The organism is Segatella copri (genome assembly GCF_024330485.1).
Classification (GTDB): Bacteria; Bacteroidota; Bacteroidia; order Bacteroidales; family Bacteroidaceae; genus Prevotella; species Prevotella copri_L.
The window spans coordinates 1-14,403 of the sequence record NZ_JANDWX010000021.1 but is presented as its reverse complement, the minus strand read 5'-3'; the positions used below and the strand labels follow the sequence as shown (position 1 = coordinate 14,403).

The window sequence follows — 14,403 nt, the reverse complement described above, 5'->3', positions numbered from 1 at the left end:
CTTTTACCCTTTCTTTCTTGCGATGATAATCGTTACGCCAGCCAGGATAGCGAGGATGCCTATCGCCAGCTGCAGAGAGAAACTCTCGCCGAAGACGCATACGCCGATGATGACGGCCGTTACCGGCTCCAAGGCTCCCATGATGGCGGCTGGCGTGCTGCCGATGAGATTGATGGAGATGGTCATGAAGAAAAGCGACAATACCGTTGGCAACAAAGCCAGCTGGGCAGCACAGAGCCATTGTTTAGGCGTTTGAAGCATCTGTATCGGCTCGCCTGCAATAAACGAATAGACAAACATCGTAAGCAGTCCGAAGACTAATATATAAAAGGTAAACTTGATGTTCGACATGCCCGGATTCTTCCATTGGTTGATGGAGATGATGTAAAGGGCATAGAGCAGGGATGAACACATGACGAGGGCAAAACCCGCCGTGCTCAACTTATCGTTTCCATCGCCCTGATAGAGCAATCCTACTCCCGATACCGCCAGAAGAATGGCAAGCGAGGTAGACCACGTTACCTTCTCGTGGAAGAAGACCGTCATCAGGATGGCCGTCATAATAGGATAAACGAAGAGGATGGTGCTGGCAATACCTGCCGCCATATAATGGAAACTGACATAAAGCGTAGCTGATGAGAGCGAAAACATGCAGCCCAGCACGCCAAGACGAATCAGATGTCCCCACTTCACCTTGAAACTCTCCTTGCGGAACAGCATCACCACGGCAAACATCAGTACCGCCAAGAGATAACGATAGATGAGTACAGAACTGGAATTGAATCCGTCGCCATAGAGTTCGAGCGTGCCCAAAGGATTGGTACCATAACATACTGCGGCAACAATGCCCGCCGCAAAGCCTTTAACTTTATTACTGCTTGTCATTAGATTAAATACTATTTTTTTCTTATACTTCTTGTTATCTATCTATTTCGGGCTGCAAAGTTACAGCAAATATTCGAGATAAGCTAACAAAATCGTATAAATATATAGTAATATCTGAGAAAAAACGCTCTTTTCTTGTGCTTTACGAAAATAAATTGTACCTTTGCAATATCTTTGAAAAAAGATAATCAGATGAAACATTAAAAACTAAACAAAAGAATTAATAACAATGGAACAGATTAAGAATGATCAGCTCACACTTGAGATTTCATCTCTCGGAGCAGAACTTCAGAGCATCAAGGATGCTAATGGTAATGAATATCTCTGGGATGGCGACGAGAAATACTGGAACCGCCACTCTCCTATCCTCTTCCCTATCGTATGCGGATTGTGGAAAGACACTTATCGCACAGAGGGCAAGGAGTATCACCTTCCTCGCCATGGTTTCGCACGCGATACAGAGTTCAAACTCGTTGGCAAGACTGCCGACCGCCTCACCTTCGCGCTCATCGACAACGAAGAGACTCAGAAGAACTATCCTTACCACTTCAACCTTGCCATCTCTTACCGCCTGCAGGGCAACGAGATTCATGTCATCTGGCACGTAGAGAATACCGACGACAAGGAAATCTTCTTCCAGATTGGCGGTCACCCAGCATTCATGGTTCCTGGCTGCAAGAAGGGCGAAGAAATGAAGGCTACCCTGAAACTCGACAACGAGGCTCCTGTTCGTCTCTATGGTAACGTAGGCGGATGCATCGACCGTCAGGCTAAGGAAACCGTAGAAACCGACAAGGGTATCTGGGAAGTAAACGAGGAGACTTTCGCAGAAGATGCTGTTATCTTCGACAAGAGTCAGGTTAAGCAGGTGAGCATTCTCAACGAGCAGGGCGAACCTCATGTAACCCTCGAGTTCAAGACTCCAGCCGTAGGTATCTGGAACCCAACAGGCAAGCACGCTCCATTCCTCTGCATTGAGCCATGGTATGGTTTGAACGACTGGGCTGAATATGATGGCGAGTTCAAGGACAAGTATCTGATGAACCGTCTGCAGCCAGGTGCAAGTTTCATGAGTGAGTATATCATCAGAATAGAGAAATAATGGAAGAAAAAGACAATTTGCAACTCCCCGAGAACGCATTCCGCGAACTGAAAGACGGGGAGGAATATAAGCCGCTGATGTCGCCTGACAAGGTTTATCCTGAGGTGAACGGCTGGTCGGTTACATGGGGAATCTTGATGGCAGTCATCTTCTCTGCCGCCGCAGCCTATCTGGGTTTGAAGGTGGGTCAGGTGTTCGAAGCAGCCATCCCTATCGCCATCATCGCCGTGGGCGTAAGTACCGCTACCAAGCGTAGCAAGGCGCTGGGCGAGAATGTCATCATCCAGAGCATCGGAGCCTGTTCGGGTGCTGTGGTGGCAGGAGCCATCTTTACCCTGCCAGCCATCTACATCCTGCAGGCTAAATATCCGGAGATGACTACTTCGTTTATGAAGATTTTCATGGCTTCGGCCTTGGGAGGAGTCTTGGGAATTCTTTTCCTCATTCCTTTCCGCAAGTACTTCGTAAGCGATATGCACGGCAAGTATCCGTTCCCTGAGGCTACGGCTACCACGCAGGTATTGGTGAGCGGAGCCAAGGGAGGCGACCAGGCTAAGCCGCTGCTCATAGCCGGACTGGTGGGTGGTCTTTACGACTTTATCGTAGCCAGCCTGGGATGGTGGAACGAGAATTTCACATCGCGTGTGGTAAGTCTGGGATGCGACCTGGCTGACAAGGCTAAACTCGTATTTAAGGTAAACACAGGTGCAGCCGTATTGGGTCTGGGTTACATCATCGGTCTGAAGTATGCCTTCTTCACCTGTCTGGGTTCGCTCGTAGTATGGTGGCTGATTGTTCCGGGCATGAGCGTTATCTTCCATGATAGCGTGCTGAGCGCCTGGGATCCTAGCATCGTGAAGACCGTGGGGGCCATGAGTCCGGAGGAAATCTTCCGTGCCTATGCCCGCAGCATCGGTATCGGCGGTATCGCCATGGCAGGTATCATCGGCATCATCAAGAGCTGGGGCATCATCAAGAGTGCCGTAGGTCTGGCTGCCAAGGAGCTGAAGGGCAAGAGCGATGTGGATGAGAACGTGAAGCGCACCCAGCGCGACATCTCTTTCAAGATTATCGCTATCGGTTCGCTTGTTACCATCCTCGTAACCTTCCTCTTCTTCTGGTTTGGCGTGATGGAGGGCAACCTTCTCTTCGCCATTATCGCCATTCTGCTCGTGGCTGCCATCGCCTTCCTCTTTACTACCGTAGCGGCTAATGCCATCGCTATCGTGGGTTCAAACCCTGTTTCGGGAATGACCCTGATGACGCTCATCTTCGCCTCTGTAGTGATGGTGACTGTCGGCCTGAAAGGTCCTGGCGGCATGCTGGCTGCCCTGATTATGGGTGGTGTGGTTTGTACAGCCCTCTCGGTAGCAGGTTCGTTTATTACCGACCTGAAGATTGGTTACTGGCTGGGAACAACTCCTAAGAAACAGGAGGGATGGAAATTCCTCGGTACCTTGGTGAGTGCGGCTACCGTGGGCGGCGTGATGATGCTGCTCAACGAGACTTACGGGTTCGCATCGGGTTCGCTTGCAGCTCCTCAGGCTAATGCGATGGCTGCGGTTATCGACCCTTTGATGAATGGCGTGGGAGCTCCTTGGGTGCTCTATGGCATCGGAGCCGTGATAGCCATCGTGCTGACTTATTTCAAGATTCCTGCCCTGGCTTTCGCTCTGGGTATGTTTATTCCGCTGGAACTGAACGTTCCTCTGCTCGTGGGTGGAGCCATCAACTGGTATGTTACTTCGCGCAGCAAGGATGCCAAGGTGAACAGCGAACGTGGTGAGAAGGGAACGCTCATCGCCAGCGGCTTCATCGCTGGTGGAGCCCTGATGGGTGTGGTTAGCGCCCTTCTGAAGTTTGGCGGCATCGAGGTAAGTATCGCCGACAGCTGGTGGGTTAATCCGATGTCTGAGGTTTGTTCGCTCCTGGCTTACATCTGCCTCATCGGTTTCTTTATCAGAGCCACAAAGAAATAAAGAATAGGCTTTTTACAAATAAGACAATCGCCTGGATGCATCTGAGCACCCAGGCGATTTTTTATTCTATCCGAATAGTTTTTCTATCCTACGATTCCGCAGCTACGAAATCCATCGGCTTGACGCCAAACTGCTTCTGGAAGCACTTGGCAAAATAGCTAGGACTGCTGAAACCTACCATATAGCTGATTTCGCTGATGCGGTAGTTTCCTTCTTTCAGGAGCTTTGCGCCCTTCTTCAGTTTCACGAGCTGGATCATCTCGTTTGGCGTAACATCGGCAAGACCGCGAATCTTATTAAAGAGCGAAGAGCGGCTTATGCCCATCTTTTCGGCAAGGAACGCCACGTTGAGTTCCGGATTCGCCACATTCTCTTCGATGATGCGAGACATTCGTTCCAGGAACGCATTATCAACCTGAGTTTGAGCTATCTCTGCTATCGGCTCAAGCGGAGTATGAGAGAACTTACTCCTCAACAGACGGCGCATCTCAAGAAGCTGTCTTACGCTTGCCTCAAGATACTTCATCGAGAACGGCTTTTCTATGTAGACATCGGCTCCACAGTTCATACTCTCCGTCTTCGCCGCATCATCGGTCTTTGCCGTGAGCATCACGAACGGGAGATGAGAATATTCTGAATTCTCACGCACCCTACGGCAGAACTCCGGACCGTCCATCTCCGGCATCATCCAGTCGCTTATGATGAGTGAAACCGGATGCTTCTCCAGTCTACGTAGCGCATTCTTTCCGTTGTCGGCAGTATAAACCGTATACATCTTTTCGAAATGAGCCTTCACAAACTGGCGCATGTCTTCATCATCATCCACAATCAGCATCACCGGTTTTGCCGGTTCACGAAGTGGACTGGCAACAGCATCGCCTGCCTTTTGAGAACCTTGCTCAACTGGAGTTTCATCTGTCAGCAGATTTTCCTCAGCAACAGTTTCTTCTTCCTTCACCATTTCATCCGCCTTCTCAACCACAGCATCCAACTGGTTGAGCGGCAAGGTTACGATAAAGGTAGATCCCTTACCTACTGCAGATTCTACTTCAACCATACCATGATGAGCCTCAACGAGATTCTTCACGATGTTGAGACCGATTCCGGTTCCCGGTTTGTTGTCACGTGCCTGATAGAAGGCTCCGAAGATTTTCTCCTTTTCGTCAGGACTGATTCCCAATCCGTTGTCTTCCACCTCTATGCGGAAATGGGTTCCATTCTCCAGCAGGCGGCAGGACAAGCGTACATAATCCTCGGTATATTTCAAGGCGTTGGTCATCAGATTGCTGATAACCTTGGTAATGGCCTCCTGATCTATCATCGCCACGAGATCATCAGCAGGATAATCAACATCAAAACGGATGCTTTTCTGCTCGAAGGTAGGAGCGAAGCGCTCTGCCACAGCATGCATCAGCTTCGAAATGTTATTCAAACGGAAATGAACCTGCATGCCCTTCTGCTGCACTTTGTTGAAATCGAGCAGCTGATTGACGAGCAAGAGCAAACGCTGGGCGTTACGGTCGATAACAGAAAGCGTCTGCGTGATAGTCTCACCATCGGTAAGTTTTTCGGAAACCTGTTTCCAATGCTCTTTCAGACTCTCCAAAGGTCCGATGATAAGCGTTACCGGCGTACGGATTTCATGGGCTATCATCGTGAAGAACTGCAGGCGGGCATCTCTCATCTCCTGATCCTGCTTGAGTTCCAACTGGTCGAGTTCTTCCTGATGACGGAGTTTCTCACGTTTCAACCGGCTCTGCATGAACCAGTAGATTGCGTAACCGATGAGCAGAAGATACAGAATCTTGGCTGGCAGAGACCACCAGAACGGCGGATGAACCACAATCTGGAGTCTTGCCTCATTCTTCGACCATACACCATCATTATTGGTTGCCTTAACCAAGAAGGTATAGGTTCCGGCAGGAAGATTGGTATAGTTGGCACGATGCTCGTGGGTATAAATCCAATCCTTGTCTACTCCCTCAAGTTTGTAAGCATACTGGTTCTTCTCAGGCGATACATAACTCAGGGCGGCAAACGAGATATTGATGGTATTCTCGTTATGAGACAGATTGAGTTCTGCTGCATGACTCAGAGATTTCTCCAGCTGGTCGCTCCCCGCCTCTATCGGCTGTCCGAAGAGTTCTACCGAGGTGATTGCCACAGGAGGAGCTACCTGGTTAATCTTGACGAGATATGGATAAAAGCAGTTGAAACCTCTTGTAGAACCGAAATAGATTCTGCCATCAGAGGCCAGGAGTCCGGCGTTTGGCATAAACTGGTCGCAGGTGAGTCCGTCATATTTATTGAATAGCTGGACAGGTTCACCCGGCGTATATTTCACAATTCCCTTGCTTGTAGAAATCCACATTACTCCCTGCGAAATTACAAGGCTCGTGAAATCCTGACTAGGCGCATCGATGGAGATACGGCGGAAGATACCTTTAGAAGGCAGGAATTCGCAGAGTCCGTCGCCGGTTGCAGCATAGAGCTGCCCCTTTTCGCCAATAGTCAGACAGTTCACCTGATCACTCACCAGCGAAGTAGAATCATTCTCTACATGTTTATATTGTTTCCAGGCATTATTCTTACCCAAGCGCCACAAGCCACCTCCCTGGGTAGCAAACCATACGTTGCCCTGAGGATCTTCCTTGATATCGATGGTAAGCGACTTGAACGACTTGATTCTTCTGAACTTCTGCTGACCTTCGTCGAAAAGACTGGCTCCATCCATCGAAGCCGCCCACAGCCGGTTCTTCCTGTCGCGATAAATACAATAGGCATTACTTCCCGAAACCATTCCATCGGTTTGGAAAATCTGCTGCGCTCCGGTAGCCATATTCATTCTGATGACACCATTACCATAGGTTCCCACCCACAGATCGTTTTCATCAGCAAAGAGCGCATGAACATTATACTTGCCCATAGCCGCCTTGTCCGGATAAGAAACAAAACTGTTGGTCTGGGGATTGAAGCAGTCAAGTCCGGCATCATCGGTAGCTATCCAGATGCGATGCTGCTGGTCTTCGAAGAATCTTCCTACCACATTACCGCGCAATCCCCCCTGGCGGGCTGAGTAAGCACGGAAACGTTGTTCAATACTCGTAGAAGGAAGATAACTCACACCTCCATAGAAAGTAGTAACCCAGATGCCGCCTTCATTATCGCCCGCAATACCATAAACAAAACGCTCGCTCGTGCTCCGGCTCGGATTGTTTACTTCCGACAGCATACTCCAAGAGCGGTTCTGGATGTCATACTGCACCAATCCATCATCGCTGGCTATGAGAATATACTTGTTGCCGTTGTTGTAAAGCTGGTGGATATGATGAACAGCATTACTCAAGGTTCCGCTGATGAGCTGTTCGGCACTACCATCTGCGTTGAGCTTGTAAAGTCCGTTTTCCCAGGTTCCGACATAAAGATTGCCATCGGGAGCAGCCAGCATCGCCATGCCGTGAAACATGGTTGCATCGCCCTTCAGAGGGAATGCTTCAAACTGGTCTGTCGACTTGTTGAGATGATAGATGCTGGCTTCACCATGGTTACAAAGCATCCATACCTGGTTGTTGGCATCAACCAGCGTACTTTGCACTTTACCCTGAATATTCTTCATTGGATACTGGTGCAGTTCGTGAGTTGTCCGATTGTATCTGAACACACCCTGTCCGTTGGTAGAAATCCAAATATTCTGATCGCCGTCAAGCGAAAAATTAAAGACAGGCGCCGTAATCTTATCACTCAGTTTCTGGAATCGGTCGGTTGCATTACAGAACAGATAGGCTCCATTATTGCAACCTACCAGCAGGCCTTCTTCGCAAGCAGTAAGGGCGCTCACAAACTGGTCTACAGTCGTAAAGGGATTATAATAGGTTTTGACATCGTATCCGTCAAAACGGCACAATCCGTTGTCTGTACCAAACCACATGTATCCCTTGGAGCCCTGAACCACGCTACGCACAGCATTACTCGGCAAACCATCATCCATCGTGATAGAGCGCACCATAGGGTCGATAGGAGCCCATTGTGCACCCGAGTTGGTTTGCGTTACCGTATGTGGCTGCGCCTGAATATCCGTAGCCCCTTTCGAGACAAAAGCGGTCGGCACCTGCGCCTCAGCCCCTACAGGCATCATCATGCAGAGCACAGAAACCATTAGAGTAGATATCTTTCTCATTATATGGGTCTTTATTTTCTGTTGTTAGATAATTTAATGCCGCAAAATTACAAAAATATAACGAGAAATACAACAAAAAGAACAAAAAAAGCCCCGAAACAAGCAAATAGCTACTTTTTAATAGTAAGACTATCCGTTTGCTTCAGGGCAAAACTTAAATAATGATTCAAGTGAGAAGTTTCACTATCAACAGATTGAAACCTGAATTACTTGCTCTTTACATCACTCCATTTAGGCGGTTTCACACCCAGCAGATTCTTCACGAAGAAATCGTAACGCTTGTGCTCGCCATAGAGTTCGCCCATGGTATGATGGGCTCCAGGAATCACCACGAGTTCGAAATCCTTGTTCGCCTTTTCCAGCGCATTCACCACCTGATAGGTGCTCGAAGGATCTACGTTGTCATCTATCTCGCCTACCACCAGCATCAATGGGCGCTCCAGCTTGTGGGCATTCTCCACGTTGCTGCACTCCACGTAACTGGAATCGATAGGCCAGCTCATCCATTGCTCGTTCCACCAGATTTTATCCATCCGGTTGTCATGACAGCCGCAGGCACTATAGGCTGCCTTGTAAAAATCGCCATGCAGCAATACGGCTGTGGTACTCTCCTGTCCACCTGCCGAACAGCCATAGATTGCCACATTATCAGCATCCATATAAGGATACCTCTTGGCTGCAGCCTTGATCCAGAGTTCACGGTCTGGGAATCCGGCATCCTTCAGATTCTTGTAGCAAACCTCCTCAAACTTCTTGCCGCGATAGGAAGTTCCCATCGCATCGAGCTGAACTACGATGAAACCGAGTTCGGCAAGCGAAGTGGTGTACCAGTTGTATGGCATGAAACTCTTCGGAGTATAGGCATCGCCCGGACCCGAATAGATATACTCGATAACCGGATATTTCTTGTTCGGATCGAAATTGGTAGGGCGCTGGATGATGCCCCACATATCAGTCTTACCATCACGTCCCTTAGCCACAAATACCTCAGGAGCAACCCATCCGTGCTTCTTCAGCGTTGCAATATCAGCCGTCTCCAGAGTCTTGACGAGCTTACCGGTCTGCGCATCTCTGAGCACGGTAACAGGAGCAGCATCCACCTTAGAATAGGTATCCAGAAGATAACGGTAATCATAGGTATATTGGGCACTATGATTTCCCTCTTCAGGAGTGAGCGCCACCATATTCTTGCCGTCGATACCTATTTTATAATAATGCACCAGATATGGGTCCTCATTCTTGTTCACGCCACTAGCCGAGAAATAGATTTCTCCCTTCTCTTCATCCACACGCTGGATGCCGCGAACAAACCAGTCGCCCTTTGTAATCTGTCGGATAACCTTCGACTTCTGCACATCGTAGAGATAGAGATGATTCCAGTTGTCGCGCTCGCTCATCCAGAGCAGTTGCTTGCCATCCTTGATAAACTGACGCCACAGACGACCATAGTTCACGAAAGTATTGGCACGCTCCACTACCACGGTACGAAGCTTGCCGGTTTCGGCATTCATCGCCAGCATCTGATAAAGATGATGCCCACGCTGGTTGTACTCCATCGTCACCTCCTTGCTGTCTGGTGTCCATTGCATCCACTCCAGTTCATACTGGTTTTCTATCTGATGCTTGTCAGCCTCCACCTTCTTTCCGGTAGCCACATCGATGATGACCGGATAGTGCTGTGGCAGGGCATCGCCCGGCTTGGCATACTCCTGCTTGTGGAGGATAGGCTGCAGCTGGTCGGCAGGCGAAGATTCTACGTAGTAGGCATAGCGCTTCTCTACCGGAACACGCTTGCATACGAAGATGTGCTTGCCGTCTGGGCTCCATTGGATGCGGTTGCTGTAATAGCATCCGATGGTACCATCCTGAGTGAGGATTCGCTTGGCTTCTGTATAAGGTTTTCCTGCCTCATGAACCACCACGTTGTAACCTTCGATGTAGGCTTCCATCTTGCCGTCGGGCGAAAGTACCGGATAAGCCTCCTTCTCCTCATCTACCTCCATCCAATGGCGCTCATGGCGTCTGCCAAACTGAGGTTTGTTGGCAAGACGAGGCTTGATGCCCAGCGCCTTTTCCATCGCATCCTGCGAATCATAAGTCTTCATCTCATCCTTGTCGGCATCATAGGAAACAAACTTCCTGCCCTGAGGAGTAGAAATCTGGTAATGCAGTACGTGGGTGGAGTCGCACCAAGCCGATGAGCGTGTCCAATGGAACACGGAATCGGCTGAAAACTGATGACGCAGCGCATAGGCTCTGTTGTAATCTTCTAATGTGCCCTGTGCTGAAGCTGTAGCTGCCGGCATCGCCAAAGCTGCGCTCAACAGCGAAAGAGCTAAAATCTGATTCTTCATTATGCTTGATATTTTACTTGTTAACTTCTTAAGTTTTTTTCTCCAGTTAGGAAAATATTATTTCCCAGTATAGAAATCTGTGATGCGTCGGATAGCACGCTGGCAAACCGGACAGAAATCATCCACTTCGTTGATTCGCATACGGCAGACCTGTGCCGGACGGTAACATCCCCTGCTCTGGTTGCCCGCCCCCTCGAACACACCAATCTTGAAGACGGCTTCGTTGAGCTTCTTCTGCTCCTTCGCGTTCTTGATATTCTTATGATCCGGTAGTTTGGCAAGCGGCGTAGGAATCTTCACGCCCTTCGGCATCATATCCGCCCACTTGCTCCGGAAATCCTTCAGCGTGGTGAGGTTCGGCTCCCAAGGCTCGGTATCACCAGGATACATCGGGTCGTACTCATCGGTACTGTACTCATCACCCAAGCCCGCATAGCCATGACCGAACTCATGTACCAGCACCTTCTTGAACGTAGGATGATCAGAGGTGGAAAGCGTTACCTGGTTATAGATGCCGCCGCCACCATACGTAGGAGAATTCACCAATACGATGATCTGCTCGAAAGGCACATTACTCAAGGCATCATAGATGCGATGAATCTTGCTCGTGGTGAGATAACGGTTCGAATAGAAAGTATCATAATGAGAGCAAGCCATCGTGTTCTTCCATTTCCCTTCGTGCGGAATACTTGGTCCCTCATCGAGCGATGGAGCCGCAACAGCCACCACGTTGAATCTCGACTTGAGTGAAGCGAAAGGCTCGCGCTCGAAGATGGCATCGGCTGCCCGCTGCGCATCCTGATAGAACTTATCCATCTGTTCCTGGCGATAGCCCTCGGCAATGATGGCGAGGTCAACACAGTCGGCAGCCTCTCCGCTCTTCACGATGTAGCGGTAAGGGATGCCATTCTCGCCCAATGGTCGGATGAGTATATCCTGTGGATTGATGGTATGGCGCAGTTCTGCGGTCACCTTCTGATGCGTATCGCTCAGGGTGATGCTTACATCCACCGGTCTCTTTGGGAACGGCACGAGGAAACTGCTCTCGAATGATTTCTGCAGATGCTTTGCCTCCTGTGTAAGCTGCCATTCCTGGAAGAGTGTTGAGAAAGTATTTACATAGAGCACCTTGTTGGTACCATGCTCATACACGGTCACCTGTCCGTTGCCGTTCAGGAATTTCTCATCCAGTTTTGTCTTTCTTCCCGCCCATGTAGGGTTGCTGTAAGCCTGTTCAAAATAGATAGCCTGGTTCACGCTATCGCCCGCCACGATGTAATCCAGTCGCAGCGTCTTATCTTCGAAGTTATCTTCAAAGCGCTGTGCCTGCATCGGCAACACCATCATCAAGGCGAGGGATGCAGTCAATAAAGTCTTATTCTTTATAAAAGTCTTATTCTTCATAAGCTATGATATTTTTTATGTAGATGATTTTTATTCGATTCGTACTTGATTCTTATTCGATTCGTACTTCACTCTTACTTCACTCTTACCTCATAAGGGAAACGGCGGGAAGATGGATTGAGCGAATGATTCGAAGGAGCACCCATCACCACCAGATAGAGTGCCTTGAGAGGCTGGGACTTTGGAGCCACAAGCGAAACCTTTCCGCTCTTCGCTTCACTCATCGGACTGTAGATACATTCATCGGTATCGGCAGTTACTCCCACCAATCCATAACGGTAACCGATGGTGTGTGCCATCTTGTCCTTGGATGCCTTGAACACCTTGCCCTCGGCATCGAGGGCTCTGAAATCTACTGTAACCTTCTTGCCTGCCTTCGGGATTTCCAACTTGATGGCATTGAAACCATAGTTCTCTGGAACCGAAGCTGTATCCGGACGGAGATAACCATTCTTTTGCTTCAGCATCCTGGTATCGAAGGTGCAGGCATAAGGACGGGTCTCCTTGCGGGCATAACCGAAATCGAAGTTCACGAGATGACGGTAGCAGTCGAACATTTCATCATTAAACTGCTTCTGACTCATCTTATACTTCCGCTTGTAGGTAACAACCGGGTCCTCTCCTACTTTTCCCTCACGATAGAGCTGGGCGATGCTTTCCAAGCCATGCTTCTCAGCCCACCACTCTATCACGTATGGCGAATGATAGATGTTGTCCAGATGCAGATAACCCTTATGGGTAAGCTGTCTGAAGGCATCGAAATGATACTTCTCATCTGTTATCCACTCTGGATTCACTCTCCAGAGCATCCATTGGGATGTCATCTCGAAGAAACCGCTTCCTCCCCAGGCTTCGCCCGTTTTGTCTGCCATGATCTGAAGTTGGAAACTGTGTCCCAACTCGTGAGCCAGACAATTGAGTTTTTGATCCTGAATACGGTTAGGCGTTACCCAGAGCGCTCCGATAAAATCATCGTAAGTTCCGCCGTAAGCTGTTCCTTCCAGCGAATAGTTCACCATCACCATCATCTTGTACTTGTCGCAGATGCTGCCTGGCAGCGAGAACTTCAGGGTATCGCGGAAGAAACGGTAGAATCGTTCAACCTGAGTCTGCAGATTACCAAGATCGAATTTCATCGGCTTACCTTCGAGCGAAGGAGGATTCTGCGGATTATCTCCAAACGGCTTTTCCCAGAAATACACGATATTCTGGGTCTGTGCACTATGTCGCCAGCACCATCTCTCATCATCCTTGTTGAAATCATAGGATTTCAGAGAGTCCGGTACAAAGATGAGTTTCTGTGGTGCAGATACGGGATTTACGGGTCTGGTGGCAGGAGCCTCAGATGGGTCCTGCTGTGCCAGGACTGCAGTAGCCCAAGGCAAGGTAGCTGCTGTAAGTATCAGCGATAAGAAGATTCGTTTCATTTCGGTTATGATTTTTGCGTTATTTATTATTTCGCCACAAAAGTACTGATAATCTTGCAAAAACGCTCGCAATATCGTCTAAAATGATACAAATATCGTATCTTTGCCAAAAGAATTCTATAAAAAGAACAGATTATGAGATTATCAGAAGAACGATATATCAGCTTACTTACCGACTTTGGTTTCAAACAAGAGCTACGAGAATATGAAGACAGCCTCAAGGCTTACCGAGATATAAAAAATTCGATCGATACTGCGAAGGAAGAAGGCAGAGAAGAAGGCAGAGTAGAAGGCATTGCCAAAGAAAAGTTGGCCACCGCAAAACGTCTTCTCGGCATGGGGCTCACACAAGAGCAAGTTGCCAAAGGTACAGACCTTTCAATAGAAGATATAGAGAGACTTGTTTAAACAACAGAACTTTCGCATGTGGTTCAAGAACGGGCTGAAGGCCCAAAAGCTCCTAGCTCAGGGCAGCGCCCTGGGTATAATAGCAATCAGCAAGGCGCCCTGTAAGGGCAAAAGCTTTATAAATCCTTGGTTTTTAAAGCTTTTGCCCTTACAGGGCGACAAGTTTGCGTCCATAATAAGTAGCTGTATCACACTTCTGTCAAGCAATTCAAGCTGTTCAGCTAAGCACCTCAAGTAGTTCAGTAAGCGAGTTCAGACGTCTCAGTTAGCTGATGCAGACGTCTCGATAAGCCTACGGATACGGCTCCGTTAGCTTACGCAGTAATATCTGTAACCCGATGCAGTCATATCAGTAACCCGATGCAGTCATATCAGTAACCCAGCGCAGTCTTCATATGAACAAATTTTATGTAATAATCTATCATCCATCACGATTTATATGTATTACACATCTTAATATACTAATATACAGACACTTGAATAGCGTGATAGATACTTCGAAAACGGAAATATCCATCACGCTATCCATCACGATTTGTAAGCGGCTCGTAAGCGGCTCCGCATTTATACCATTGTAGTCTTCTCATTTGTTCGTACCTTTGCACCATAATTTTAAAATTACATGAATTATGACAGCAAACGAACGTTATGAGAAGGCTTGGGATTC

8 protein-coding genes are annotated in these 14,403 nt (G+C 48.5%); 3 read left to right on the top strand and 5 right to left on the bottom strand.

What is annotated here, in order from left to right:
* Positions 1-3: 3 nt before the first annotated feature.
* Positions 4-885, bottom strand: coding sequence for a DMT family transporter (locus tag NNC77_RS11370; RefSeq protein ID WP_022121585.1), 882 nt, complete (start codon positions 883-885; stop codon positions 4-6).
* 229 nt (positions 886-1,114) lie between these two features.
* Between NNC77_RS11370 and NNC77_RS11365 the strand changes: the two genes are divergently transcribed.
* Both NNC77_RS11365 and NNC77_RS11360 read left to right on the top strand, forming a co-directional pair.
* On the top strand, positions 1,115-1,987 hold the full coding sequence (locus NNC77_RS11365) for an aldose 1-epimerase family protein (RefSeq protein WP_254970866.1): 873 nt from the start codon (positions 1,115-1,117) through the stop codon (positions 1,985-1,987).
* Positions 1,987-3,966: an OPT family oligopeptide transporter gene (locus NNC77_RS11360; protein WP_254970862.1), complete on the top strand. Its 1,980-nt coding sequence runs from the start codon at positions 1,987-1,989 to the stop codon at positions 3,964-3,966. Before NNC77_RS11365 ends, NNC77_RS11360 begins: the two co-directional genes overlap by 1 nt.
* An 88-nt stretch (positions 3,967-4,054) precedes the next feature.
* Here NNC77_RS11360 and NNC77_RS11355 read toward each other — a convergent pair whose 3' ends face one another.
* The 4 genes from NNC77_RS11355 to NNC77_RS11340 form a co-directional block, all read right to left on the bottom strand.
* Positions 4,055-8,143, bottom strand: coding sequence for a hybrid sensor histidine kinase/response regulator transcription factor (locus NNC77_RS11355; protein WP_254970860.1), 4,089 nt, complete (start codon positions 8,141-8,143; stop codon positions 4,055-4,057).
* A gap of 206 nt (positions 8,144-8,349) precedes the next feature.
* The gene (locus NNC77_RS11350; protein WP_437183286.1) at positions 8,350-10,497 is read right to left on the bottom strand and encodes a DPP IV N-terminal domain-containing protein; all 2,148 of its coding nucleotides are present in this window, start codon (positions 10,495-10,497) and stop codon (positions 8,350-8,352) included.
* A 57-nt stretch (positions 10,498-10,554) separates the two neighbouring features.
* On the bottom strand, positions 10,555-11,844 hold the full coding sequence (locus tag NNC77_RS11345) for a M64 family metallopeptidase (RefSeq protein ID WP_254970895.1): 1,290 nt from the start codon (positions 11,842-11,844) through the stop codon (positions 10,555-10,557).
* Between the two features lie 131 nt (positions 11,845-11,975).
* A complete protein-coding gene (locus NNC77_RS11340; protein ID WP_254970858.1) occupies positions 11,976-13,328 on the bottom strand; it encodes a DUF6055 domain-containing protein in 1,353 nt (450 codons plus the stop codon).
* 135 nt (positions 13,329-13,463) lie between these two features.
* Here NNC77_RS11340 and NNC77_RS11335 point away from each other — a divergent pair, with 135 nt between their 5' ends.
* Positions 13,464-13,736: a hypothetical protein gene (locus NNC77_RS11335; protein ID WP_119229437.1), complete on the top strand. Its 273-nt coding sequence runs from the start codon at positions 13,464-13,466 to the stop codon at positions 13,734-13,736.
* The last annotated feature ends 667 nt before the right edge of the window (positions 13,737-14,403 follow it).